Genomic DNA, 22,226 nt, shown 5'->3' with positions numbered 1-22,226 from the left:
ATACACGGATGGAGACTGCTATGACGTTCGAACTGGATGGCCAGGATCTCGCAGCACTTGCGTTAGGGGGCTGTTTTTTTGGCAGCGGTGGCGGCGGTACGCTCTCATCTGCCAAAGGATTGCTGGAGCATTTTCGCGAGGGCTCCTACTACCCGAGCGACAAGGTCGAGGTGGTCACGGTCGAAGAGGCGTGCCGCAGCGCGGAGGGCGATACGGTGATGGTCGCCTACATGGGATCGCCACAGGCCATCAACGGCTCCGCCTATCCTCTGGGTCCGGTCGGCGCGACAGAGTACGTGAGAGACCGCCTGGCGAAAGAAGGGCGCAAGCTCGCCTACATCGTGCCGCCGGAAAGCGGGGCGCTGGGGTTTGTCGTCGCCTGCCTGGTGGCCGCGCGCCTCGGCCTTAAAGTCATTGATGCCGATGGAGCCGGTCGGGCTGTTCCTTCCCTGCCGATGCTGACCTACGCCGCGGCTGGAATTTCCCCGCGCCCGGCGGTTCTGGTCAGTCAGGAAGGTCTGCAGGTCGAACTGGACGTTACGCCGCGTGAAGGTGAGAACGGCAGCCCCCAGCATCAGCAAGATGTGGCCAGCATCGTCGAGAACATGATGCGCCCGATTGTCGCCGCCGCGCAGTTCAAGGAATTTGGCGGGCTGGCCATGTGGGTCATGACGCCTGAGCAGCTCGACGCCGCCTTGCCCATTCGTGCAACGCTCTCCCGTGCGCTTACCACTGGCCGCGCAATAGGCGCAGGCCAACTGGATACCGCGCAAAAGCTGCAGGCGTTTCTGAAGCAAGAGTTCGGGCTGCTGGCTCACGCGATCTTCAGCGGACAGTTCAAGGCAGTCGAGGTCAGCACGGCAGGTGGTTTTGATCTCGGCAAGATGCACATCGAATCGGCAGAGGCGACCTGCACGGTGGTGTATCAGAATGAATCAATGCTGGCCTGGGACAGCCGTGGTGCTGCACCCCTGGCGACAGCGCCCGACAGTATTGCCTACTTTGTGTCAGGCGCAGGCCAGAGCGTGTTCTCGAACGGCGATGCCGTAGGTGCCGATGGCGCGCTCAATCCTGTATTGAGCAACCGGACAGTGACGGTACTGGCCTGGCAGGCGCAGGCGCCGTTGCGGGTCGCCGATGGGCAGATTCTCGCCAGCTTCATGAGCCTGCTTGCAGACATGGGGTATCTGGGGCCGTACGTCAGCGTAGATGCGTCGCAGCCACACCCGTCAAAGGAAGTTGCGCAATGAGTGCCTTTCGGATCTGCATCCTGGCGCCCGTCAACACTGACGCCTACAACGAGCGCTTGCTTGAGTCGGTCAACGGGGTGCTGCCTGCCGACATCACAGTGGAAATACGTAACCTGCCTGCCGGCACGCCCTGCATCGAAAATCGGGGCAACTTGCTGGAAAACGGGCGCTATGTGGTTGAACAGGCCGCATTGATCGAGAAAGAGGGCTTTGACGGCATCTGGCTGAGTGATTTCGACATGTGCGGCGTGGAAGCGGCCCGGGAAGTCATCGACATACCGATCATCGGAGGCTTTCCCCCGTCTGCGTTTACGGCGCTGGCCTTGAGTCAGCGCTTCTCGATCGTCACGATTCTGCAAAGCACGCTGGCCATGCAGCGCGGCCACATACTCACTTATGGCTTGAGCGAATCGTTCTCTTCGATCCGGGCCATTGACTGCCCTGTCGATCAATTGGGGAACGTCGACATAGTGGTTGCCAAGACGGTCGAGCAGGCGTTGCTCGCTGTACGAGAGGACGGCGCGCAGTCGATTCTGCTGGGCTGTACCGGTTTTGTTGGCGTGGCCGCCCGGGTGACCGAGGTGTTGCAGGAAACCCTGGGTGCCTACGTGCCGGTCATCGATCCGAACCAGGCCGGGTTCAGTTTTCTGGTCTCGCTGGTACGCATGCGGTTACGCCCGGGCAGGCTGTGCTACAGCAAGGTTAGTCCATAACGCGGCCCTCCCTGCGTCGGATACCGGAATGACGCTGGCGTCGTTCCGGTCATCGCCCTCGTTCAGCGGTTGCCCGGGAAGGCATTATGCTGGCCCCCGACGTTTCGCTTGATAGGCAAAATCGCCGCCTTATCAAAGGATTAGGTGGTGTCTGCATGCGATTGGTTTATTGTGCTCTGGCGTGCCTGACGCTATCGGGGATTGCAGTGTCGGCCCAGGCTCGAAACGCGACTGAAAGTGAGCGCTACCTCTGTCGCTGGGGCTCGACCATAGCGGGTGGGGCGCAGGCGTCCAAGCTGTCCGGCGTGACCCGCTACGGCGCGCGACAGAAGCTTCAGGCGCGCAAGTTCACCAAACAGTGGATGCGCCCGATGGCGCTGGGCATTACCGAGCAGACCTACGACAGCGACTCGCGTCTCAAACCTGACAGCGTGAAGCAGATCTACTACGACGGTTGCATCCGCCACGAGGTGACGCGTCGGTAGTTCGTCATCTCCCTGTCGCGCTGATTTTTGTGTTTTCGGAGGACCGTCTTGAGTACAAAAATTATCACCCGGCAGGGGCATGATGCCCTCAAGAAAGAGCTCGATTACCTGTGGCGCGAGCATCGCCCGGACATCACCCAGAAGGTGGCGTGGGCGGCTTCGCTGGGGGATCGCAGCGAAAATGCGGATTACCAGTACAACAAGAAACTGCTGCGCGAGATCGACCGGCGCGTACGCTACCTGCGCAAGCGTCTGGAAGACATGCGCGTGGTGCAGTATTCGCCCGAGCAGGAAGGGCGGGTGTTTTTCGGTGCCTGGGTCGAGATCGAGAACGAAGACGGCGACCTTAAGAAATTCCGCATCGTGGGGTACGACGAGATTTACGGTCGCAACGACTACATCTCCATCGACTCACCCATGGCGCGGGCGCTGCTGAAAAAAGAAGAGGGCGATGAAGTCATCGTCAACACGCCCGAGGGCGAGAAACTATGGTTCGTGAACAGTATTGTTTATGAGCAGTGAGTGCCGCATCCCTGCATCTCGCAGATGCAGCGAGGATGTCTTCAGGCAACCCATGTCTGCCTGAAGACATACGCGTGGGAGGCGGCTTGCCGGCGATTCGGTTATTCAGGCGCTATACCGGCAACTGAATTGACGCCTCCCACGGTGTTTACTGCGCTCACACGGTTAATCAACCCTCCCGCAGCACCGTCAACGGACTGGCATTCAGCGCGCGACGGGTGCCGAACACACCGGCACCGCCCACCAGCAACGCGCCGATCACCGGCAGCAGCAACAGCCACGGATGCGGGCTCCATTCCAGCGAGAACGCATAGCGGTACAGCACAAAACTCACCAGCTCACAGCCCAGCGCCGCCAACAGCCCGCTCGCAGCGCCCAGCAACCCGAACTCGATCCGGCGCGACTTGATCAGCAGCGCCCGCTCCGCACCCAGCGCCCGCAACAGCGCGCCCTGACGGATGCGTTCGTCCAGCGTCGCCTGCAGGCCCGAAAACAGCACGGCAACGCCCGCTGCCAACACGAACAGCAGCACGAACTGCACTGCCAGCGTGACCTGGTCGAGAATGCTGCGTACCTGCTCCAGCAACGCCTCCACGCCCAGAATGCTGATGGCCGGGAACGCCCGCGACAGCTCGACGATCTGCCTGTCCTGGCCCTTGGGCAGGTAGAAACTGGTCAGATAGGTGGTTGGCAAATCGGCCAGTGTGCCGGGCTGGAAGATCATGAAGAAGTTAGGCTGAAAGGTGTCCCAGTTAACGTCTCGCAGGCTGGTGACGACCGCCTCGCGGGTCAGGCCGCCGACGATGAAACTCAGGCGATCCCCCAGCTTGATCTGCAGGCTTTCGGCCAGTTTGGCTTCGATTGAAACACCCGGTGTGGCATCGGCCTGACCGGTCGCAGGCAGGTCTTTCCACCATTGCCCGGCAGTCAGCGTATTGCCTTCGGGCATGTCGGCCGCCCAGGTCAGGCTCAGGTCGCGTCGTGTGGCGTTCTCGCCGCGCGAGTCTTTGGTGACGAAATTGCCGACCGGCTCGCCGTTGATACTGGTCAGCCGCCCCGGCACCACCGGATACAGCGGGGCCGAGTGAGTGGACAGCTTGCTCATGGCCTGAGCGAAGTTATCTTTCTCCGAAGGCAGCACGTTGAGCACGAAATAGTTAGGCGCATCTTTGGGCAGCTGGTTCTGCCAGGTGTCGAGCAGTTCGCCGCGCAGCAAGGCGATCAAGCCCATCGACAGCAGGATCAGGCCGAACGCCAACGATTGCCCGGCAGCGGCCAGCGGGTAGCGCAGCAACTGACCAAGGCCCAGGCGCCACGGCAGTGGTGCGCCGGACAACAAGCGGCGCAGGCTCTTGAGCGCCAGCAGCAACAGACTGCCCAGCACCAGCGCTGCAACAATCCCGCCGCCCAGCAGGGCGAAGGTCAGCACCAGATCCAGGCTCAGACGCCACATGATCAGGCCCAATGCCAGCAGCGCTGCACCGTACACCAGCCATGAACTGGCGGGAATCGGCAACATGTCCCGGCGCAGCACGCGCAGTGGCGGCACGCGACCCAGCGCTGCCAGCGGAGGCAATGCGAAGCCGGCGAGGGCGACCAGACCTGTGCCCATGCCCGCGAGGGCGGGCAGCAGACCGCCCGGCGGAACCGTAGCCGGCAACAGGTTTTGCAGCAATGCAAACAGGCCCAGTTGCGCGAGCCAGCCCAGGATCGCGCCGCTCAGGCTGGCCAGCAGACCGATAATCGCCAGTTGCAGGCTGAACAGCGCCATCGCTTCGCCTCGCGACAACCCCAGGCAGCGCAACAGGGCGCTGGCGTCGAAGCGTCGTGCTGCGAAACGCGAAGCCGATAACGCGACCGCTACGCCTGCCAGCAGCACGGCGACCAGACTGGCCATATTCAAATAGCGTTCGGCCTTGCCCAGTGCGCCGCCGATCTGTTGGCTACCGTCGCGCGCATCCTTGATCTCCTGATGCGGTTCCAGATTCGACTCGATGGCCTTGCGATAGGTCGCCAGCGTCGCTGCCGGGCCGCTCCACATTTCCCGATAAGTGACCCGGCTTCCTGGCTGTACCACGCCGGTGGCGGCCAGGTCCTGCAGGTTGATCATCACGCGTGGCGTAAGGCTGTAGAAATTGCCGGCGCGGTCCGGTTCATAGGTCAGCACGCGGGTCAGCTTCAGGGTCTTTGAGCCGACATCGATGTCATCACCGATCTTCAGGTTGACGGCAGGGAACAGTCGCGCCTCGGCCCAGGCTTCGCCGGGTTTCGGTCCGCTGCCTGGCGCTTCGGTCTGGTACAGGTCAGGGGCGCTTTTCAGTTCGCCGCGCAACGGGTAGGCGTCATCCACCGCCTTGATGCTCGACAGCTGGATGCCATCGTCCGTCGCGATGACGCTGGAAAAAATAACGATCTGCGCATGCTTGAGCTGCAGGCGCTCACCCTCCTGAACCTGCTCCGGGCGAGCAGGGCTTGAGCCTTCAAGGATCATGTCGGCCCCCAGGAACTCGGTCGCGCGTAACAGCATCGCCCCGTTCAGGCGCGCACCGAAATAGCCGATAGCGGTACTGGCGGCCACGGCGACCAGCAAGGCGAAAAACAGCACCCGCAGTTCGCCGGCGCGGGCATCACGCAGCAGCTGGCGGGCAGCAAGGCTCAGCAAACGAGCAAAAGGCAGGCGTGCCATCAAGGCTCCAGCGGGGCGACCAGGCGACCCCCTTCAAGGCGGATCAGGCGTCGGCAGCGATGGGCCAGGCGCTCGTCGTGGGTGACCAGCACCAGGGTTGTATTACGCTCCTGATTCAGTTCGAACAGCAGGTCGCTGATGCGTTGGCCGGTGTGGCTGTCCAGGTTGCCGGTGGGTTCGTCGGCAAACAGCACGTCCGGGTGGGCGGCGAACGCGCGCGCAATCGCGACACGCTGCTGCTCGCCACCCGAGAGCTGGCGTGGAGTGTGGGTCAGGCGCTGGCCCAGGCCGACACGCTCCAGCAGGTTACGGGCCTGATCGCGGGCATCGCGACGACCCTCAAGCTCCATGGGCAGCATGACGTTCTCCAGCGCGTTGAGGCTGTCGAGCAACTGGAATGACTGGAAGACAAAGCCGACATGCTCGGCACGCACCCTGGCGCGCTGGTCTTCATCCAGCTCGCTGAGGTTACGACCCGAGAGGGTGACCGAACCCGAGCTGGGCAGGTCCAGCCCGGCCAGCAGACCCAGCAGGGTGGATTTCCCTGATCCCGATGAGCCCACGATGGCCAGCGTGTCGCCCTTGTTTAGTTCCAGGGAGAGTTCGTGCAGGATAGTCAGGTCACCTTCGGTGCTGGGGACCACTTTGCTGAGGCTTTGGGCACTGAGAATACTTTCACTCATGGAGAATCCGATGCGTGCGTGGTTTTTAAGTGCTGGCCTGGGGTTGTTGCTGCTGTCACAGGGGGCAGTGGCGGGCACGGTTTTGATTGTTGGGGATAGTATCAGCGCGGCTTTCGGACTGGATACCCGCGTGGGGTGGGTCAGTCTGCTCGAACAGCGTCTCAAGGAGCAGGGTTTCAACGATAAGGTGATCAATGCTTCCATCAGCGGTGACACCAGTGCCGGAGGTCAGGCGCGGCTGCCTGCGCTGCTTGCAGAGCATAAACCGGAGCTGGTTATTCTCGAATTGGGGGGCAACGACGGCTTGCGCGGGCAGCAGCCTGCGCAATTGCAACAAAACCTTTCTTCGATGATCGAGAGCTCCCGTGCATCGGGAGCCAAGGTGTTGCTGCTCGGCATGCGCATCCCGCCCAATTACGGTCCACGTTACACCAAGGCTTTCGAAGAGGTCTACAGCACGTTGGCCGAGGAGAAAAAGGTCCCGTTCGTGCCATTCTTCCTGGAAGGGATTGGCGGGGTGCCTGAGTTGATGCAGGCCGATGGTCTCCATCCCGCGGCGGCGGCTCAGGGGAAATTGCTGGAAAATGTCTGGCCGACCCTTAAACCGCTGCTTTGAGGCTTTTCCAGGCGAGAGCTTTCGGCTAATGTGGCGCCCCCCGATCTGGAGCCCCCCATGCCGCGTCCCGCCTGGTCCCTATATGCCTATCAAATGCTTGAGCCCGACGAGCAGCTCGATCTGTTCGCGTGCCAGGAAGTGCGGGTGCATCTGATTGCTCGTCAACTGGAGCTGGGTGGCTCGATCGATCGCACGTTGTGCGGCACCTTGCTGCCTGCCCAGCCGCATCTTCGCGCTGTTGAGCTGGACGCGCTGCGCGATGAACGGCTGTGTCCGCTGTGCAAGGCAATTCTCGATGCCCAGCGGCGAGGCATGAACCCGATCTGGCCTGAACTGTAACTGTCAGCGCTGCATGCAACGCTGCAGATCTCCCCGATTCGCCGGGCGCAGGTGTACACTTCAAATCTTTCCCATATCGCTGTTACCCGAAGGATCTTTCCGGATGTTGTCGCGCATTCCAGCCGTTACCCGCTGTCTGTCACTTGCTGCTCTCTGCGCGGCGAGCTCTGTTCATGCACTGGAGTTTCCATTGCCGCCACCCGGCGAGGACATCGTGGGCCAGGTTCAGGTGATCAAGGCCAAATACGAAGATACCTTTGCTGACCTCGGCACCCGATACGATCTGGGTTATCTGGAAATGATTGCGGCCAACCCCGGCGTAGATCCCTGGCTGCCGGGCGCCGGCAAGGACATCGTGCTGCCAACCCGCTTCATCCTGCCACCGGGTCCGCGTGAAGGGATCGTCATCAACCTGGCCGAATACCGCATGTACTACTACCCGAAAGGGCAGAACGTGGTGCATACCTATCCCTTGGGTGTCGGGCGTGAAGGCTGGGGCTCGCCCATCGGCGTGACCAAGGTGACGGCCAAGACGCCTAACCCGACCTGGACGCCGCCTGCGTCGATCAAGGCCGAGCATGCCGCCGATGGCGATCCGCTGCCAAACGTCGTCCCTGCCGGCCCTGACAACCCGCTGGGGCCTTTCAAGTTCGGCCTGGGGATGTCCGGCTACCTGATCCACGGTTCGAACAAGAAGTTCGGCATCGGCATGCGCACCAGCCACGGCTGCTTCCGCATGTATAACAACAACGTGCTGGAGCTGGCGGACATGGCCCCGGTCGGCACCACCGTGCGCATTATCAGCGAACCCTACAAGTTCGGTCTGAGCGGCGGCAAGGTGTATCTGGAAGCGCACACGCCAGTGGACGATCTGGGCAACCCGTCTGTGGTGGACAAGCACACCGCAGTCATCAACGCGCTGCTCAAGCGCGAGGATCTGTCTAACAACCTGCGCATGAACTGGGATCTGGTGCGTGACGTGGTTGCGGCCGAAGACGGCATGCCGGTGGAAATCGCGGTGCCGGGTGCGGCTTCTGCGGCAACTGAGGCGCCGGTCATTTTTCAGTGATCAGCGCTGACAGCGCTGGCGGCATCGAGCTGCATTCCCGCGCGTCGGGAACCATCTCCCGCAGCATTGCGATGAGCAGAGTCATCAGCCAATAAAAAGGCCGACCCGTTTCCGGGTCGGCCTTTCAACAATCCCGAGGGGACTATTACTTGCGGCTAGCCTTGTCCAACATGCGCAGTGCGCGCTCGTTGGCTTCGTCAGCAGTTTGCTGAGCTTTTTGAGCTGCAGCCAGTGCTTCGTCAGCCTTGCGGTAGGCTTCGTCGGCACGTGCTTGCGAACGAGCAGCTGCGTCTTCGGTAGCTGTCAGACGAGCTTCGGTTTCTTTGGATACGCTGCTGCAACCGGTGGCCAGAACTGCTGCCAGAGCCAGAGCAGAGAATTTCAGAACGTTGTTCATCGTGTTCCCCTTCAAGGACTTATTTCAATTTAGTCATCTCTCGAAAGTGAGAAAATGACCGGCGTACATAGTACCCATTGTTTGTAGTAAGTAAACGGAGGAAGCGCAAGAAGCGCATAAATTTCTTGGCTTTGAAAGTGTTCCGCGTTACTTCTCATGCAGTCTGTGTGAAAACTATCCACCTCGCCGTGGCTGCCGTGTGCACCCGTGGCAAGTGTCGCGCAGGCCAGATGGCAGGCATATGCAACGGCAGTTGGGCCTGGCGGTGTCGGTTCATATCGGCCATCGTGTGCCCGATGTACCTTGCGACCGTTGCGTTTGTCACGCTGTGCGCTTTGTGCCGCAAGTGCTGTTGCGTTCACTCTTGCGCAGGGCGTGCGGACCGTTTCAGGTGAAGCTTTGTCAGTACGGTGGTTGTTTCATGCTTTTTTATAAGGATCACGCTTGAGCATATCCGGCAATGACGCCTACTATTTACAGGTGCTCTTTGTTGAGATCGGCCAGGCTCTTCTCGGTGTCAAAACAGGCACAGGGTGGCGTAGATGTTCCTTCGCCGGAAAAAGATCGGTAAGGTAGGGGTCAAATTCCAAGACCCGCGAGGAGTAGCGATGAGCGAGGCGTTGTCCATCCACCATGATCAGACCGGCCATCAGTTCGAAATCAACATCGACGGCCATCGTGCCTACCTGACCTATATGGACCTGGGTAAGCAGACCCTGGATTTCTATCGGACATTCGTCCCGGACGCATTGCGCGGCAGGGGGATTGCGGCTGCCCTGACCGAGGAAGCACTCAATTACGCCGACAGCCTGGGTTATACCGTGATCGCGTCCTGCTCCTATGTGGAGCGCTACATGGAGCGTCATCACCGGCAAGCCGCAAAAATCTGATCTGGTCCTTTTGCGCTCAGCCTCACAAACAGCACCATGAAAAACGCCGAGCAATTGCTCGGCGTTTTCGTGTCGGCCGGATGTTTACTTGCGCGTGCGCGCCGGCAGTACATCCTTGAGCTTGGCGTGCATGCTGCGCAGGGTTTTTTCGGTGCTTTCCCAATCGATGCAGGCATCGGTGATGGACACGCCGTACTGCAATTCCGACAAGTCCTTGGGAATTGCCTGACAACCCCAGTTCAAGTGGCTTTCGACCATAAGGCCAATGATCGACTCGTTGCCTTCCAGAATCTGGTTGGCGACGTTCTCCATGACCAGCGGTTGCAGGGCAGGGTCCTTGTTAGAGTTGGCATGACTGCAGTCGACCATGATGTTGGGCCGGATGCCGGCCTTGTTCAGGGCCTGCTCACACAGCGCGACGCTGACCGAGTCGTAGTTTGGCTTGCCATTGCCGCCACGCAGCACCACGTGGCCATAGGCATTGCCTTTGGTGGTCACGATGGAGACGCCGCCTTCCTGGTTGATGCCCAGAAAACGATGCGGACTGGAAACCGATTGCAACGCATTGATGGCGACAGTCAGGCCACCGTCGGTGCCGTTCTTGAAACCTACTGCGGAGGACAGGCCCGAGGCCATTTCGCGGTGGGTCTGGGATTCGGTGGTGCGCGCGCCAATGGCCGACCAGCTGATCAGGTCCTGCAGATACTGCGGGGAAATCGGGTCCAGCGCTTCTGTTGCAGTCGGCAGGCCCATTTCAGCCAGGTCCAGCAGCAACTGGCGACCGATGTGCAGGCCGTCCTGGATCTTGAACGAGTCATCCAGGTACGGATCGTTGATCAGACCTTTCCAGCCCACGGTGGTGCGCGGTTTTTCGAAGTAGACGCGCATGACCAGATACAGGGTGTCCGACACTTCTGCCGCGAGTGCCTTGAGGCGCTCGGCGTATTCCTTTGCCGCCTTCAGGTCATGGATCGAGCACGGCCCGATCACGATGAACAGGCGGTGGTCATTGCCGTCGAGAATGTTGCGAATCACTTCACGACCCTTGCTGACGGTATGCAGGGCAGCGTCGGTCAGGGGGATTTCGCGCTTGAGCTGATCCGGCGTGATCAGAGTCTCGTTGGATGCAACGTTGAGGTCGTCAATCGGTAAATCAGCCATCGTGTTACTCATCAGGTCGCGGGTACTGGCCGCCTGCGGTTCCCGGTGCGGCGGTGCCCAGCAGGTTTGAGCGCAGCGGGGAGCGGAACCTTAGCGCGTTATCGCGCTGTTCGACAATGGGTAAAGCACGGGTTTGCGCCGCTTTGCCGCGACTTTACGACGTCTGTGCATCTGTCATTTGCAACCGCTGGCGCTGCAACCGATAGTGTACGGCCAGAGGTGAGGGCTATTTCGTTGAATCAACTGCAACTGAGTGACTTCGACATCGATCATCAATTACTCGGGCTTGCGGGAACGTCGCTGCTGATTTTTACCAGCGCAGGCTGTTCCGCCTGTCGCTGGGCCAGGCAGCAACTGCCCGCCATGGCGTTGGCCGTCGACCGGCTGTGCTGGGTCGACGCTCAGGATAACGGTGGCGCTGTGCAGCGCTATGAAGTCTTTCATCTGCCCGCGCTGTTCGTGGTGCGCGATGGCCTGTTTCAAGGCCCGCTTCGTGCGCCACTGACCCTGGAGGGTCTTTCGACGGCGCTGGACGAGGTCATGCACCGTTCCCCCGACGAATTGCCCTGAAACACACAGTCAGCAAGAGAAAACAGTATGCGCAATGAGACGAAAGCTCCCCGTATCGGGATCATCGGCACCGGTGCCATCGGTGGTTTTTATGGGTTGATGCTGGCGCGGGCAGGACTGGATGTGCATTTTCTGCTGCGCAGCGAATTTGAAGCGGTGGTGAGCCATGGCCTGCAGATCGACAGCGCCGTCCATGGCGATCTGCAACTGCATCCTGTGCAAGCCTACAGCTCGGCAGCCGACATGCCAGCCTGTGACTGGTTGCTGGTAGGCACCAAGAGCACCGGCAATGCGGACCTGGGGCCGATCATCACTCAGGTCGCCGCCGAGGGGGCGAAGGTTGTGCTGTTACAGAACGGTCTGGCGGTCGAGGATCAACTGCGAGCCGTGATCCCGGACAGTCTGCATGTGTTGGGCGGTCTGTGTTTCATCTGCGTTCATCGCACTGCGCCGGGCGTCGTTACACACCAGGCATTTGGTGCAGTAAGCGTGGGCTATCACAGTGGCCCGTCGCCCGATCAGGCCGATCGCCTGGCCATTGTCGAGGCCTGCGCGGCATTGTTCAGCGAGTCCGGGGTCGAGGCGCACGCAATGGCGGATCTGCAGCAGGCGCGCTGGCAAAAACTGGTCTGGAACGTGCCGTATAACGGATTATCGGTGCTATTGCGCGCCGGCACCTCCCGCTTGATGAGCGATCCGGCCAGTCGCGAGCTGGTACGGGCGCTGATGGACGAGGTGGTGGACGGCGCTCAGGCCTGTGGTTACACCTTGCCGCCCGGCTTTGCCTCCAGGCTGTTCTCCGTGACCGAGACCATGCCCGACTACAAGCCCAGCATGTACCACGATCACGTCGAGAAGCGGCCTCTGGAACTGGAAGCCATCTACGCCCGGCCATTGGCCGCCGCGCTCGCCGCCGGTTGCGACATGCCGCGTGTACGCACGCTGTATCAGGCGCTGACCTTTATTGATCGGGGCAATCGTCGGCCCGATTGAGTCGCGAGCGGACAGAGCGCCGGTTTACAGGCGTCGCAGACTTTGGCGCACTGCTAAGCTCTATCAATCTCCGCCATTCTGGCTGTTCGGGAGGTTGTATGGTTCGTTCGATGCTGTATGCCACAGACCTCGGTCTGTATGCGCCTTATGTGACACAGCATGCGCTGGCGCTGGCCCGGACGTTCAATGCCGAACTTAATGTTATTCATGTCGTTGAACCCATGGGGCTGTTCGCCGAATCGGTGCTGCAGAGCTATCTGGGCGAGGATGCGTTAAGGGAACTGCACAGCAAGGGTGTGAGTGCGTTCATGGATGGAATTGAGCAAAGGATGCTCGACGGGTTTCGTGAGGAACTGGGTGAAGGTCACAACGACCTGTCTTTCATTCGCACAGTGCGCGTTGTTCAGGGAGAACCCTCCAGCGTGATTCTTGAGCAGGCGCGAAAACTGGATGTGGATTTGCTTGTGGTGGGCAGTCACAGCCGCAGGGCGGAAGAGGGCGCGTCGTTAGGCCGTACGGCTGCCAGGATTTTACGGCTTTGCGCAGTACCGGTTTACATGGTGCCCATGATGCAGAACAGAGGGCGAGGGTAGAGCGAAGGTTCAAGAAGGTTTAATTGGCGGTTTAAGTGAAATCGAGCGTGCCATCGCCTCACAAAGGTGATAAAAAGTTCTAGAATTATTCGCCTGACCATTAATCCAGTTATATACCGTCGCTGATGCCCCTAGGGTTTATCTGCTTTGAGGGATACATATGAAGCTCCAACAACTGCGCTACATTTGGGAAGTGGCGCACCACGACCTCAACGTTTCCGCGACGGCACAGAGCCTTTACACTTCACAGCCCGGCATCAGCAAGCAGATTCGCCTGCTTGAGGACGAACTGGGGGTCGAGGTGTTTGCGCGCAGCGGCAAGCACTTGACGCGTGTCACGCCGGCAGGCGAGCGCATCATCACCACTGCAGGTGAGATTCTGCGCAAGGTCGAAAGCATCAAACAGATCGCTCAGGAATTCTCCAACGAGAAGAAGGGCACGCTGTCGATTGCGACCACCCACACTCAGGCGCGCTATGCACTCCCGCCTGTCATCAGCAATTTCATCAGGCAATACCCGGACGTTGCCTTGCACATGCATCAGGGATCACCGACCCAGATCGCCGAAATGGCGGCTGACGGTACCGTGGATTTTGCCATTGCGACCGAAGCGCTCGAGCAGTTCAGTGACTTGGTGATGATGCCGTGCTATCGCTGGAACCGTTGCGTCGTGGTGCCTCAGGGTCATCCGCTGACCAAAGCACCGAAGTTGACCCTGGAGTTGCTGGCTGAATACCCGATCGTGACCTACGTGTTCGGTTTCACCGGTCGCTCCAAGCTGGACGAAGCCTTCAGCCATCGCGGTCTGGTGCCCAAAGTCGTGTTCACCGCCGCAGATGCCGACGTGATCAAGACGTACGTGCGGTTGAACCTGGGGGTCGGCATCGTCGCCAGGATGGCCGTGGATGAGGAACTGGACAGCGATCTGGTGATTCTGGATGCCAGCGATCTGTTCGAGTCCAGTGTCACCAAGATTGCCTTCCGTCGCGGCACGTTCCTGCGTGGCTTCATGTGCGACTTCATCGAGAAATTCGCCCCTCACCTGACTCGCGAAGTCATGGCCAAGGCGATTACCTGCCATAACAAACAGGAGATGGAAGAGCTGTTCGCCAATGTCGAGCTGCCCGTTCATTGATCGGGTGTCGCTGAAACGGCGTCATTGCGGGCACCAGGTGTCCGCAATGACGCGAGCGTGATGCCTAGACCTTGGCGATCAGATTGCCGGCGTGCAGGCCGCACTCTTTCTGAGTGGCTTCTTCCCACCACCAGCGACCTTCACGCTCGTGCTGGTTCGGCAAGACGGGGCGCGTGCAGGGTTCGCAGCCAATGCTGATGAAGCCACGCTCGTGCAGGCTGTTGTAAGGCAGCTCCAGCATGCGGATATAGCCCCAGATTTCTTCGCTGCTCATTTGTGCCAACGGGTTGAACTTGTACAGCGTGCGCTCGGGCGTCGAGAAGGCGGTGTCGATTTCCATCGCAGCCACGGCGCTGCGCGTGCCCGGACTCTGGTCACGCCGCTGGCCGGTCGCCCATGCCTTGACGCTGGAGAGCTTGCGACGCAGTGGTTCGATCTTGCGCACGCCACAGCATTCGCCATGGCCGTCACGGTAGAAGCTGAACAGCCCCTTTTCCTTGACGAAGGGTTCGAGCTTGCTCTGTTCCGGCGACATGATCTCGATGTTGATCTTGTAGTGTTCGCGCACTTGCTCGATGAATCGATAGGTCTCGGGGTGCAGGCGACCCGTATCGAGGCTGAACACCTTGACGTTCTTGTTCAGCTTCCAGGCCATGTCCACCAGCACCACATCCTCGGCGCCGCTGAAGGAAATCCACAGCTCGTCACCGAAATGCTCGAAGGCCAGTTTCAGAATGTCCTGCGCAGACTTGTTTGCATAAGTCGTCGCCAGCTCGGCGACGTCGAAGGGTTGGCTCATCAGGCGGCTTCCTGGGTAAAGGTTGGCGCTTAAGCGCTCGTGATGGCGGTAATGGTAACAAAATCCGTCGCCACGTGGCCGCTGCACACGCACGGGCAGCGCGTTGCGTCGTGTGGTACGAGCCGCTAGAGTGCCGCTTCCCTTTATCGTGAAGTGCCCTTGAGGAGTGTTCTGTGGAAATTGCCTGTCTCGATCTGGAAGGTGTGCTGGTCCCGGAAATCTGGATTGCCTTTGCCGAGAAAACCGGCATCGAATCACTGCGCGCCACCACACGGGACATTCCCGACTACGACGTGCTGATGAAGCAGCGCCTGCGCATTCTTGATGAGCATGGCCTGAAGTTGTCGGACATCCAGGCAGTGATCGCTACCCTCAAGCCGCTGGACGGCGCGGTGGAATTCGTCAACTGGCTGCGGGAGCGGTTTCAGGTGGTGATTCTGTCGGACACCTTCTACGAATTCTCCCAGCCCTTGATGCGCCAGCTGGGCTTTCCGACCTTGCTGTGCCATCGCTTGATCACCGATGAGACAGACCGGGTGGTCAGCTATCAGTTGCGCCAGAAAGACCCCAAACGTCAATCGGTGCTGGCATTCAAGAGCCTGTATTACCGCATCATCGCCGCAGGCGACTCCTACAACGACACCACCATGCTGGGCGAGGCCGACGCTGGCATCCTGTTCCACGCGCCTGAAAACGTGATCCGCGAGTTTCCGCAATTTCCGGCCGTGCATACGTTTGAAGACCTGAAGAAGGCCTTCATCAAGGCATCGAATCGGGACTTGGCGCTCTGAAAGTATCTGGCTGAATGAGTACCTCGTGTGGGGAGGCGGTTGCAGCAAGACGTGTGTATAACGCTGAGCGCAGAACGTTGGGCGCGATCAGGTTAGCGCATTCAGCGTCTCAAGCAGCACGCGCACCTTGGTGAAGGTCTCCTGATATTCCGCATCGCAATCGGAATCTGCGACGATGCCGCCGCCGCCCCAGCACGATACCTGGCCATCCTTGACCAGCACGCTGCGTATAGCGATGGAGCTGTCCATCTGTCCCCGCACGTCCAGATACATCAACGAGCCGCAGTAGAGGCCGCGTCGGGTGGGCTCCAGCTCGTCGATGATCTGCATCGCGCGGATTTTCGGCGCGCCGGTAATCGAGCCGCCGGGGAAGCTGCCCGCAATCAGGTCAAGTGCATCATGGTCGGCCGCCAGTTCGCCCGTCACGCTGCTGACCAGGTGATGCACGTTGGGGTAGCTTTCCAGACTGAACAGTTCCGGGACTTTTACCGAGCCGATCCTGCAACTGCGGCCCAGGTCATTGCGCAGCAGGTCGACGATCATCAGGTTCTCCGCACGATCCTTTTCACTGCCAAGCAGTTGTCCGGCCAGCTCCGCATCCTGTATCGGGTCGGTGCCGCGCGGGCGCGTGCCCTTGATCGGGCGGGTTTCGACCTGTCGGTCGCTGACCTTGACGAACCGCTCGGGTGACAGGCTCAGGATGGCATCATCGCCAGACAGCGACATGAAGCCTGCAAATGGCGTCGGGCAGGCCGAGCGAAGCGCCTGATAGGCGTGCCAGGGGTCGCCTGCGCAAGGCGCCTGGAACCGCTGGGTCAGATTGACCTGATAGCAGTCGCCTGCCTGGATGTACTGCTGGATTCGCTCGAAGGCGCTTCGGTAATCGCTGGCGCTGATGCTCGCCGCAAAAGGTTGTTGCAGCGAAAACGACGAGGCGGACGATGCCGTGTTGTCAGTGAACAGCTCGATCAGTCGTGCGCGCTCGGCTTCCGCCATGGCCGGGTGAAAGACCAACTGACTGGTCTGGGCGTGATGGTCACTGATCAAGGCCCAGTCATAGAGCCCCAGGCGCGCATCGGGCAGGTGCAGGTCGTCAATGGCCTGATTGGGCAGCGGTTCCAGTCGCCGGCCGAAATCGTAGCTCAGGTAACCGATCAGGCCGCCCGCAAATGGCAGCGCGCAGCCTTCCGGCAGGCTGGCGGCACCCAGCGACGTCAAGCATGTGCGCAAGCGATTGATGCAGGCGCTGCCGGTTTCTTCGCTTTCGACGGTCAGGTCCTGAAGTGGCCAGGCGCTGAGCAGGTCAAAGCGGCCTCGTTGGGCCACGGGCCGGCCACTGTCGAGCAGTACCGCGCCCGGAGCCCGGCGAATCCGTGAGAAATACACGGTCGGGTCGGCACTGTAAGGCAGAGGGTGTAGCGAGCAGATGGGCATGTCGTGACGTCAGTATCAAAAGCGCGGCCGGGGATTGTAGTCCTAAGGCCGGGTGCCTCCTAGAGGCATGTCGGGATTGGGCAGTGCCGTAGCGCTTCAGGCGCTGGGCACGTGGCCAAACAGCGCCTGCACGAACTCGACGCGTTCCTGCGGCGTTTCCTGCCTGCCTTCCTGCGCCAGTTGTTCGATGCGAGCCTCCACCGCCTGGGTGCGATGCGTAAGGCCGCTGTCGTTGGCGATCTGGATGTTCAGGCCGGGGCGGGCGTTGAGCTCCAGGATCAGCGGGCCTTTGTCCTGATCGAGCACCATATCGACGCCGATGTAGCCCAGCCCGCACAGTTCGTAGCATTCGGCCGACAGCTTCATGAAGCCATCCCAGTTAGGCAATTGCACGCCGTCCACCGCGTTGGTGGTGTCCGGGTGCTTGCTGATGATGCTGTTCAGCCAGGTGCCCTGAAGGGTGATGCCGGTGGCCAGGTCAACACCGACGCCGATAGCGCCCTGGTGCAGATTGGCTTTGCCGCCTGACTGCCGAGTGGGCAGGCGCAGCATGGCCATGACTGGATAACCCATCAATACGATGACGCGAATGTCGGGTACGCCCTCGTAGCTGATGCTCTTGAAGATCGGGTCAGGCGTGACGCGGTATTCGATCAGTGCCCGGTCGCGGTGTCCGCCCAGCGAATACAGGCCGGTGAGAATGCTGGAAACCTGATGCTCGATTTCCGAATGGCTGATGATGCGCCCCGACACCGTTCGATAACGGTCCTCGAAACGGTCGGCGATCACCAGAATGCCGTCACCACCTGCGCCCTGGGCGGGTTTGATCACGAAATCGCTGCGCCCGCCGATGATCTCGTCAAGCTGGTCGATTTCCTTTTCGGTCGAAATCACGCCGTACATTTCAGGCACATGAATGCCTGCCTGAATAGCGCGTTCCTTGGTGATGATCTTGTCATCGACAATCGGGTACAGGCTGCGCTTGTTGTACTTGAGTACGTAATCGGCATTGCGCCGATTGATGCCCATGATGCCGCGGGCTTCCAGCGCCTTCCAGGTCTTCCACCAGCCGATCACTTGGCCTGGTCCTCTTTAAGGAACGCCTTGAAGCGCATCAGTTCGGTCAGGCGATAGCCACGGTATCTGCCCATTGCCAGCATGAAGCCGACCAGCACCAGCAACACGGCCGGGAAGGTGAACACGAAGTAAGTCAGTTCCGGCACGCTCATGATCAGGTGCGCCAGCGAGGCCGCGAACAGCGTGCCGATGGCGACTTTCATCGCATGGCTCGCGCCGCGTTCTTCCCAGGTGATGGACAGGCGTTCGATGGTCATGGTCAGGATCACCATCGGGAACAGCGCCACCGACAGGCCCCGTTCAAGCCCCAGCTTGTGGCTGAACAGGCTGATGGCGGCGATCAATACCACCACGAAGGTCAGCACCACCGACAGGCGCGGCAGCATCTGCAGTTTCAAATGTTCCAGATAGGAGCGCAGCGACAGCCCCAGTGCCGTGATGACGGTAAACAGCGCGATGCCGAAACCCAGCTGGGTTTCACGGAAGGCGAGGGCGATCAGCACCGGCGTAAACGTGCCCAGTGTCTGCAGGCCGATCAGGTTACGCAGAATCAGGATGACCAGCACGCCAATCGGGATCATGACCATGATCATGAAGGTCTGTTGGGTCTGCAGCGGCAGGCCGTACAGGGAGTAGGCGAGGAAGTCCGAATCGGTGCTGGCGTCGGTCAGCTTGGCCAGACGCATGGCATTCATTTCGCTGTTGTTCAGGCTGAAGGTGACCTGCACCTTCTTGCCGCCTTCGACGGTGACCAGGTTTTCATCTCCGGTCCACCACAGCAGGCGGTTGTCCGGCAAGCCGGCTTCGCCGGTGTCCGGGTTGAAGTACAGCCACTCCTTGCCATTGAAGCTGCGCAGCCACAGTTCGGGCGTCTGCGGCTGGTCGGCTTCCAGGCGGATGGTGTGGGCCTTTTCCATGGGGACGTGAGCGATGGACAGCAGCAGTTCGGTGACTTGAGCTTTCTTGCTGGCCGACGTGTCGCCTGCCAGCAGCAGCTTGACGTTGTCATCGCTCAGGTTGTTGACGCGCTTGATGGCTTCGGTGATGAACGTCTCGACATCCGCCGAGTGCTGGCGAATCGGTGCCAGCAAGGCTTCTGCGGCGATTTTTTCCGGGCCTTCGACGGGCAGGCTGTCGCGGAAGATCGGGCCTTTGACCTTGGGTTTTTCGCCGCTGTAGCGCTTGGTCAGGACCAGGCGGTAGTACAGCGTCTGGTTGCCGGTTGCGCGGCGGGTCGACCAGGTAACACGACGGTTGCCGTCGCCCCGGTTGACGCTGACCCCGTAATTGTTGGAAATAAAGCTTTCATTGAGGCTGATGTAATCATGCGCCAGAGGCGGCACGAACATCTGGATCTTGACCGAGTCTTTGGGGTTGGCGACAAATTCCACCTTGGCGTCGATGTTCCACAGGTCGTCGGTTTCGTCTTCGGTCACCGGGATGCCGAGCGCCAGTATCTGATAGGCCGTGATCGCAATGCCCAGGGTCACCAGGACAGTGATCAGGATTTTCAGGTGGAGCGTGAGAGAGCGCATGTATTTACTCTGCGTTTTGAGCGACGGAAGCGCAGCCAGGCTTTCCTGCCGCATATTTAAGACTTGGATCGACCAGCGCATCAAAGCGTTTCAAGGCTTCGGAGCCGATCAAAAGCGGATATTGGAAAGCACTTCGGTCGGTCAAGTTCACTTCTATGGTGCGTAAAACTTCACCCATGCAGACCGTCAGGCTGATGACCGGGCGGGCCGTGTATTTTTTCTCGTCATCCGGGTCGCGGTCATCGGCGCGGCGCTTGATCTTGCTGACCCGCGCCAGAGGCCTTTCGATGGGGTGAGCGTGACTGTCGTCGATGGCCAGATAGAAGCGCACCCAGCTTTCGCCATTGCGCTTGAAATGCTTGATCTCACGGGCGCTCAACGAGGCCGTTTTGGCGCCGGTGTCGAGCTTGGCCGCGACTTCCAGGTCGATGTCGGTGAGCTTGGCGTATTCGTTGAGGCCATAGACGGTCTTGTTGGCCGCCACGCAAAAAGTGGGCAAAAGCCAAAGGCAGAGCAGTGTGGTGAGGGTATCGAGTCTCATAAATCCTGGCGCGATGAGCGCAACAACTTCAGGGTCAGGGCGCAAACGGGACGGGCCTGATTGATGGGCAGTCGTGGGGTCGCAGGCTGTGATCCGGGGCCGGGCAGCGCTGTGCAAACGTGGCGCGCATTCTAGCATGAAGCCTTGACGCTGCCAGTTTTACGGCGGGATTCAGCCATTGCCCGTATGGGCGAAATAAGCCGGCGCATTAGACGATTGTCGACAATCGTGTGTTTTTCTTTGACTGATACTGCGCTGATAGCTAGATTTGGCTTTATTGAACAGCGAGGTGTCGACAATGCTGGGTGCGCTTGAAGAAGTCACGAAATTGACTGACGACTCTGAAACCCTTTCCGAGCATGTCTTTCGACGTATTCAGGCCGCCATCGTCAAAGGCGAGATCGCTCCTGGCAGCAAAATCTCCGAGCCCGAACTGGCCCGTACCTACGGCATCAGCCGTGGGCCGTTGCGTGAAGCGATTCATCGTCTCGAAGGGCAGCGTCTCGTGGTTCGCATCCCTCATGTGGGGGCTCGTGTGGTTTCGCTGAGCCATGCCGAGATGATCGAACTGTACGAAATCCGCGAATCCCTTGAGGGCATGGCCTGCCGACTGGCCGCCGAACGCATGACCCGCGAGCAAATCGACGAACTGCGCCAGGTGCTGGATACCCACGAGCGTGACGCCGCGTTTCAGGCCGGTGTCGGTTATTACCAGCAGGAAGGCGATTTCGACTTTCATTACCGGATCATTCAGGGCAGCGGCAACCGCACGCTCAGTCAGATGCTCTGCGGCGAGTTGTACCAACTGGTGCGCATGTACCGCATCCAGTTTTCCACCACGCCCAACCGACCCCGCCAGGCCTTTGCCGAACATCACCGGATTCTCGACGCGATTGCCGAGCGCGACGGCGAACTGGCCGAATTATTGATGCGCCGGCATATCGGTGCGTCCAGACGCAACATCGAGCGCCATTACCAGGCGGCTACCGAACGAGGTGAACCATGAGTCGCGACACCCCAACTCCCGGACAGCGTTTTCGTGACGCCGTTGCCAGCGAACAGCCATTGCAGGTGGTCGGCGCAATCAATGCCAATCATGCCTTGCTGGCCAAACGTGCCGGGTTCAAGGCAATTTATCTGTCCGGCGGCGGTGTGGCCGCAGGTTCGCTGGGTATCCCGGACCTGGGCATCACCGGGCTCGAGGATGTCTTGATCGACGTGCGGCGCATCACCGATGTCTGTGACCTGCCGTTGCTGGTCGATGTCGACACCGGCTTCGGGTCGTCTGCGTTCAATGTGGCGCGCACCGTGCGTTCGATGATCAAGGCCGGAGCGGCCGCGATTCACATCGAGGATCAGGTTGGAGCCAAGCGTTGTGGGCATCGTCCGAACAAGGAAATTGTGTCGCAGCAGGAAATGGTCGACCGCATCAAGGCCGCTGTCGATGCGCGCACCGATGACAGCTTCGTGATCATGGCGCGTACCGACGCGTTGGCGGTCGAAGGGCTGGAGTCGGCGCTGGAGCGTGCGGCGGCCTGTATCGAAGCGGGCGCGGACATGATCTTCCCTGAAGCGATCACCGAACTGGCCATGTACAAGCAGTTCGCCAACCGCGCCGGTGTGCCGATTCTGGCCAACATCACCGAGTTCGGTGCCACACCTTTGTTTACCGTCGACCAGCTGCGCGAGTCTGACGTCTCGCTGGTGCTCTATCCTTTATCGGCATTCCGCGCCATGAACAAGGCGGCGGAAAACGTCTACGGCGCGATCCGCCGCGACGGCACCCAGCAACACGTGATCGACACCATGCAGACCCGCATGGAGCTGTACGACGCCATCGACTACCACACCTTCGAGCAGAAGCTCGATGCGCTGTTTGCGCAGAAGAGGGGTTAGCCGAATCGGCATCAAGAATCGCCAATTCCCGACAATTTCAAGAACTGGAGA

At 60.1% G+C, this 22,226-nt stretch carries 24 protein-coding genes; 15 read left to right on the top strand and 9 right to left on the bottom strand.

Annotated features, from left to right (window positions below; all coding sequences use genetic code 11):
• Positions 1-20 precede the first annotated feature (20 nt).
• The 4 genes from BUB69_RS18850 (at position 21) to greB (ending at position 2,970) form a co-directional block, all read left to right on the top strand.
• The gene (locus BUB69_RS18850; RefSeq protein WP_073169379.1) at positions 21-1,250 is read left to right on the top strand and encodes a DUF917 domain-containing protein; all 1,230 of its coding nucleotides are present in this window, start codon (positions 21-23) and stop codon (positions 1,248-1,250) included.
• Positions 1,247-1,963, top strand: coding sequence for an aspartate/glutamate racemase family protein (locus tag BUB69_RS18845; RefSeq protein ID WP_073169377.1), 717 nt, complete (start codon positions 1,247-1,249; stop codon positions 1,961-1,963). Before BUB69_RS18850 ends, BUB69_RS18845 begins: the two co-directional genes overlap by 4 nt.
• 155 nt (positions 1,964-2,118) lie before the next feature.
• Positions 2,119-2,448, top strand: coding sequence for a hypothetical protein (locus BUB69_RS18840; protein WP_024687872.1), 330 nt, complete (start codon positions 2,119-2,121; stop codon positions 2,446-2,448).
• 48 nt (positions 2,449-2,496) lie between these two features.
• Entirely contained in the window at positions 2,497-2,970 is a 474-nt protein-coding gene (gene greB, locus BUB69_RS18835; RefSeq protein WP_024687873.1) for a transcription elongation factor GreB, read from the top strand.
• 169 nt (positions 2,971-3,139) lie between these two features.
• Here greB and BUB69_RS18830 read toward each other — a convergent pair whose 3' ends face one another.
• Positions 3,140-5,656 carry an ABC transporter permease gene (locus tag BUB69_RS18830; RefSeq protein WP_073169375.1) on the bottom strand — a complete coding sequence of 839 codons (2,517 nt, stop codon included), beginning with the start codon at positions 5,654-5,656 and terminating at the stop codon, positions 3,140-3,142.
• The gene (locus tag BUB69_RS18825) at positions 5,656-6,339 is read right to left on the bottom strand and encodes an ABC transporter ATP-binding protein (RefSeq protein ID WP_024687875.1); all 684 of its coding nucleotides are present in this window, start codon (positions 6,337-6,339) and stop codon (positions 5,656-5,658) included. The genes BUB69_RS18830 and BUB69_RS18825 overlap by 1 nt, the downstream gene beginning before the upstream one ends.
• A 10-nt stretch (positions 6,340-6,349) precedes the next feature.
• Here BUB69_RS18825 and BUB69_RS18820 point away from each other — a divergent pair, with 10 nt between their 5' ends.
• The 3 genes from BUB69_RS18820 to BUB69_RS18810 all read left to right on the top strand — a co-directional run bounded on the left by BUB69_RS18820 (position 6,350) and on the right by BUB69_RS18810 (position 8,363).
• On the top strand, positions 6,350-6,955 hold the full coding sequence (locus BUB69_RS18820; RefSeq protein ID WP_073169373.1) for an arylesterase: 606 nt from the start codon (positions 6,350-6,352) through the stop codon (positions 6,953-6,955).
• Positions 6,956-7,012: 57 nt separating this feature from the next.
• Complete coding sequence (locus tag BUB69_RS18815) at positions 7,013-7,294, top strand: hypothetical protein (protein WP_024687877.1); 282 nt, start codon at positions 7,013-7,015, stop codon at positions 7,292-7,294.
• A gap of 103 nt (positions 7,295-7,397) precedes the next feature.
• Entirely contained in the window at positions 7,398-8,363 is a 966-nt protein-coding gene (locus BUB69_RS18810; protein WP_073169371.1) for a L,D-transpeptidase family protein, read from the top strand.
• A gap of 145 nt (positions 8,364-8,508) precedes the next feature.
• On the opposite strand, the gene oprI is transcribed toward BUB69_RS18810, so the two are convergent.
• Entirely contained in the window at positions 8,509-8,760 is a 252-nt protein-coding gene (oprI, locus tag BUB69_RS18805; RefSeq protein WP_002553018.1) for an outer membrane lipoprotei OprI, read from the bottom strand.
• Positions 8,761-9,368: 608 nt separating this feature from the next.
• On the opposite strand from oprI, the gene BUB69_RS18800 reads away from it, so the two are divergent.
• Entirely contained in the window at positions 9,369-9,650 is a 282-nt protein-coding gene (locus BUB69_RS18800) for a GNAT family N-acetyltransferase (RefSeq protein WP_024687879.1), read from the top strand.
• 84 nt (positions 9,651-9,734) lie between these two features.
• Here the strand turns inward: BUB69_RS18800 and BUB69_RS18795 are convergent, their stop codons facing one another.
• Positions 9,735-10,811, bottom strand: coding sequence for a 3-deoxy-7-phosphoheptulonate synthase (locus BUB69_RS18795; protein ID WP_073169369.1), 1,077 nt, complete (start codon positions 10,809-10,811; stop codon positions 9,735-9,737).
• A 234-nt stretch (positions 10,812-11,045) separates the two neighbouring features.
• Between BUB69_RS18795 and BUB69_RS18790 the strand changes: the two genes are divergently transcribed.
• The 4 genes from BUB69_RS18790 (at position 11,046) to cysB (ending at position 14,102) form a co-directional block, all read left to right on the top strand.
• Positions 11,046-11,381 (top strand): YbbN family protein, encoded by a 336-nt coding sequence (locus tag BUB69_RS18790; protein ID WP_073169367.1) that lies wholly within the window; start codon positions 11,046-11,048, stop codon positions 11,379-11,381.
• 27 nt (positions 11,382-11,408) lie between these two features.
• Positions 11,409-12,374, top strand: coding sequence for a putative 2-dehydropantoate 2-reductase (locus BUB69_RS18785; RefSeq protein ID WP_073169365.1), 966 nt, complete (start codon positions 11,409-11,411; stop codon positions 12,372-12,374).
• A 98-nt stretch (positions 12,375-12,472) separates the two neighbouring features.
• Positions 12,473-12,967, top strand: coding sequence for a universal stress protein (locus BUB69_RS18780; RefSeq protein ID WP_073169363.1), 495 nt, complete (start codon positions 12,473-12,475; stop codon positions 12,965-12,967).
• Between the two features lie 160 nt (positions 12,968-13,127).
• A complete protein-coding gene (cysB, locus tag BUB69_RS18775; protein ID WP_073169361.1) occupies positions 13,128-14,102 on the top strand; it encodes an HTH-type transcriptional regulator CysB in 975 nt (324 codons plus the stop codon).
• A 64-nt stretch (positions 14,103-14,166) separates the two neighbouring features.
• On the opposite strand, the gene BUB69_RS18770 is transcribed toward cysB, so the two are convergent.
• The gene (locus tag BUB69_RS18770; RefSeq protein WP_073169359.1) at positions 14,167-14,901 is read right to left on the bottom strand and encodes a phosphoadenylyl-sulfate reductase; all 735 of its coding nucleotides are present in this window, start codon (positions 14,899-14,901) and stop codon (positions 14,167-14,169) included.
• A gap of 173 nt (positions 14,902-15,074) precedes the next feature.
• On the opposite strand from BUB69_RS18770, the gene thrH reads away from it, so the two are divergent.
• A complete protein-coding gene (thrH, locus tag BUB69_RS18765) occupies positions 15,075-15,692 on the top strand; it encodes a bifunctional phosphoserine phosphatase/homoserine phosphotransferase ThrH (protein WP_073169357.1) in 618 nt (205 codons plus the stop codon).
• Between the two features lie 87 nt (positions 15,693-15,779).
• Here thrH and pabB read toward each other — a convergent pair whose 3' ends face one another.
• From pabB to rloA, 4 genes are all read right to left on the bottom strand, one after another.
• The gene (pabB, locus tag BUB69_RS18760; RefSeq protein WP_073169355.1) at positions 15,780-17,126 is read right to left on the bottom strand and encodes an aminodeoxychorismate synthase component I; all 1,347 of its coding nucleotides are present in this window, start codon (positions 17,124-17,126) and stop codon (positions 15,780-15,782) included.
• A gap of 96 nt (positions 17,127-17,222) precedes the next feature.
• Positions 17,223-18,200, bottom strand: a complete 978-nt coding sequence (locus tag BUB69_RS18755; RefSeq protein WP_163032047.1) for an alpha-L-glutamate ligase-like protein — start codon at positions 18,198-18,200, stop codon at positions 17,223-17,225.
• Positions 18,200-19,738 (bottom strand): osmotic stress tolerance membrane protein RloB, encoded by a 1,539-nt coding sequence (gene rloB, locus BUB69_RS18750; protein ID WP_073169351.1) that lies wholly within the window; start codon positions 19,736-19,738, stop codon positions 18,200-18,202. Before rloB ends, BUB69_RS18755 begins: the two co-directional genes overlap by 1 nt.
• Positions 19,739-19,742: 4 nt before the next feature.
• Complete coding sequence (gene rloA, locus BUB69_RS18745; protein WP_073169349.1) at positions 19,743-20,279, bottom strand: retropepsin-like aspartic peptidase RloA; 537 nt, start codon at positions 20,277-20,279, stop codon at positions 19,743-19,745.
• 298 nt (positions 20,280-20,577) lie between these two features.
• Between rloA and BUB69_RS18740 the strand changes: the two genes are divergently transcribed.
• Both BUB69_RS18740 and prpB read left to right on the top strand, forming a co-directional pair.
• Positions 20,578-21,285, top strand: coding sequence for a GntR family transcriptional regulator (locus tag BUB69_RS18740; protein WP_073169347.1), 708 nt, complete (start codon positions 20,578-20,580; stop codon positions 21,283-21,285).
• A complete protein-coding gene (prpB, locus tag BUB69_RS18735) occupies positions 21,282-22,175 on the top strand; it encodes a methylisocitrate lyase (protein WP_073169345.1) in 894 nt (297 codons plus the stop codon). Before BUB69_RS18740 ends, prpB begins: the two co-directional genes overlap by 4 nt.
• The last annotated feature ends 51 nt before the right edge of the window (positions 22,176-22,226 follow it).

Source organism: Pseudomonas asturiensis (genome assembly GCF_900143095.1).
Classification (GTDB): domain Bacteria; phylum Pseudomonadota; class Gammaproteobacteria; order Pseudomonadales; family Pseudomonadaceae; genus Aquipseudomonas; species Aquipseudomonas asturiensis.
Note: the sequence above shows the minus strand (reverse complement) of the source record. Positions and strands in the feature narration are given on the sequence as shown.

What these genes read in the sequence shown, in the direction of transcription:
- BUB69_RS18785 (WP_073169365.1), top strand. Translation starts at nt 11,409, where the DNA reads ATGCGCAATGAGACGAAAGCTCCCCGTATCGGGATCATCGGCACCGGT.
- rloA (WP_073169349.1), bottom strand. Translation starts at nt 20,279, where the DNA reads ATGAGACTCGATACCCTCACCACACTGCTCTGCCTTTGGCTTTTGCCC.
- BUB69_RS18740 (WP_073169347.1), top strand. Translation starts at nt 20,578, where the DNA reads ATGCTGGGTGCGCTTGAAGAAGTCACGAAATTGACTGACGACTCTGAA.
- BUB69_RS18795 (WP_073169369.1), bottom strand. Translation starts at nt 10,811, where the DNA reads ATGGCTGATTTACCGATTGACGACCTCAACGTTGCATCCAACGAGACT.
- BUB69_RS18845 (WP_073169377.1), top strand. Translation starts at nt 1,247, where the DNA reads ATGAGTGCCTTTCGGATCTGCATCCTGGCGCCCGTCAACACTGACGCC.
- BUB69_RS18850 (WP_073169379.1), top strand. Translation starts at nt 21, where the DNA reads ATGACGTTCGAACTGGATGGCCAGGATCTCGCAGCACTTGCGTTAGGG.
- cysB (WP_073169361.1), top strand. Translation starts at nt 13,128, where the DNA reads ATGAAGCTCCAACAACTGCGCTACATTTGGGAAGTGGCGCACCACGAC.
- BUB69_RS18770 (WP_073169359.1), bottom strand. Translation starts at nt 14,901, where the DNA reads ATGAGCCAACCCTTCGACGTCGCCGAGCTGGCGACGACTTATGCAAAC.
- BUB69_RS18825 (WP_024687875.1), bottom strand. Translation starts at nt 6,339, where the DNA reads ATGAGTGAAAGTATTCTCAGTGCCCAAAGCCTCAGCAAAGTGGTCCCC.
- BUB69_RS18830 (WP_073169375.1), bottom strand. Translation starts at nt 5,656, where the DNA reads ATGGCACGCCTGCCTTTTGCTCGTTTGCTGAGCCTTGCTGCCCGCCAG.
- BUB69_RS18810 (WP_073169371.1), top strand. Translation starts at nt 7,398, where the DNA reads ATGTTGTCGCGCATTCCAGCCGTTACCCGCTGTCTGTCACTTGCTGCT.
- BUB69_RS18800 (WP_024687879.1), top strand. Translation starts at nt 9,369, where the DNA reads ATGAGCGAGGCGTTGTCCATCCACCATGATCAGACCGGCCATCAGTTC.
- BUB69_RS18840 (WP_024687872.1), top strand. Translation starts at nt 2,119, where the DNA reads ATGCGATTGGTTTATTGTGCTCTGGCGTGCCTGACGCTATCGGGGATT.
- BUB69_RS18815 (WP_024687877.1), top strand. Translation starts at nt 7,013, where the DNA reads ATGCCGCGTCCCGCCTGGTCCCTATATGCCTATCAAATGCTTGAGCCC.
- rloB (WP_073169351.1), bottom strand. Translation starts at nt 19,738, where the DNA reads ATGCGCTCTCTCACGCTCCACCTGAAAATCCTGATCACTGTCCTGGTG.
- BUB69_RS18820 (WP_073169373.1), top strand. Translation starts at nt 6,350, where the DNA reads ATGCGTGCGTGGTTTTTAAGTGCTGGCCTGGGGTTGTTGCTGCTGTCA.
- pabB (WP_073169355.1), bottom strand. Translation starts at nt 17,126, where the DNA reads ATGCCCATCTGCTCGCTACACCCTCTGCCTTACAGTGCCGACCCGACC.
- BUB69_RS18780 (WP_073169363.1), top strand. Translation starts at nt 12,473, where the DNA reads ATGGTTCGTTCGATGCTGTATGCCACAGACCTCGGTCTGTATGCGCCT.
- prpB (WP_073169345.1), top strand. Translation starts at nt 21,282, where the DNA reads ATGAGTCGCGACACCCCAACTCCCGGACAGCGTTTTCGTGACGCCGTT.
- oprI (WP_002553018.1), bottom strand. Translation starts at nt 8,760, where the DNA reads ATGAACAACGTTCTGAAATTCTCTGCTCTGGCTCTGGCAGCAGTTCTG.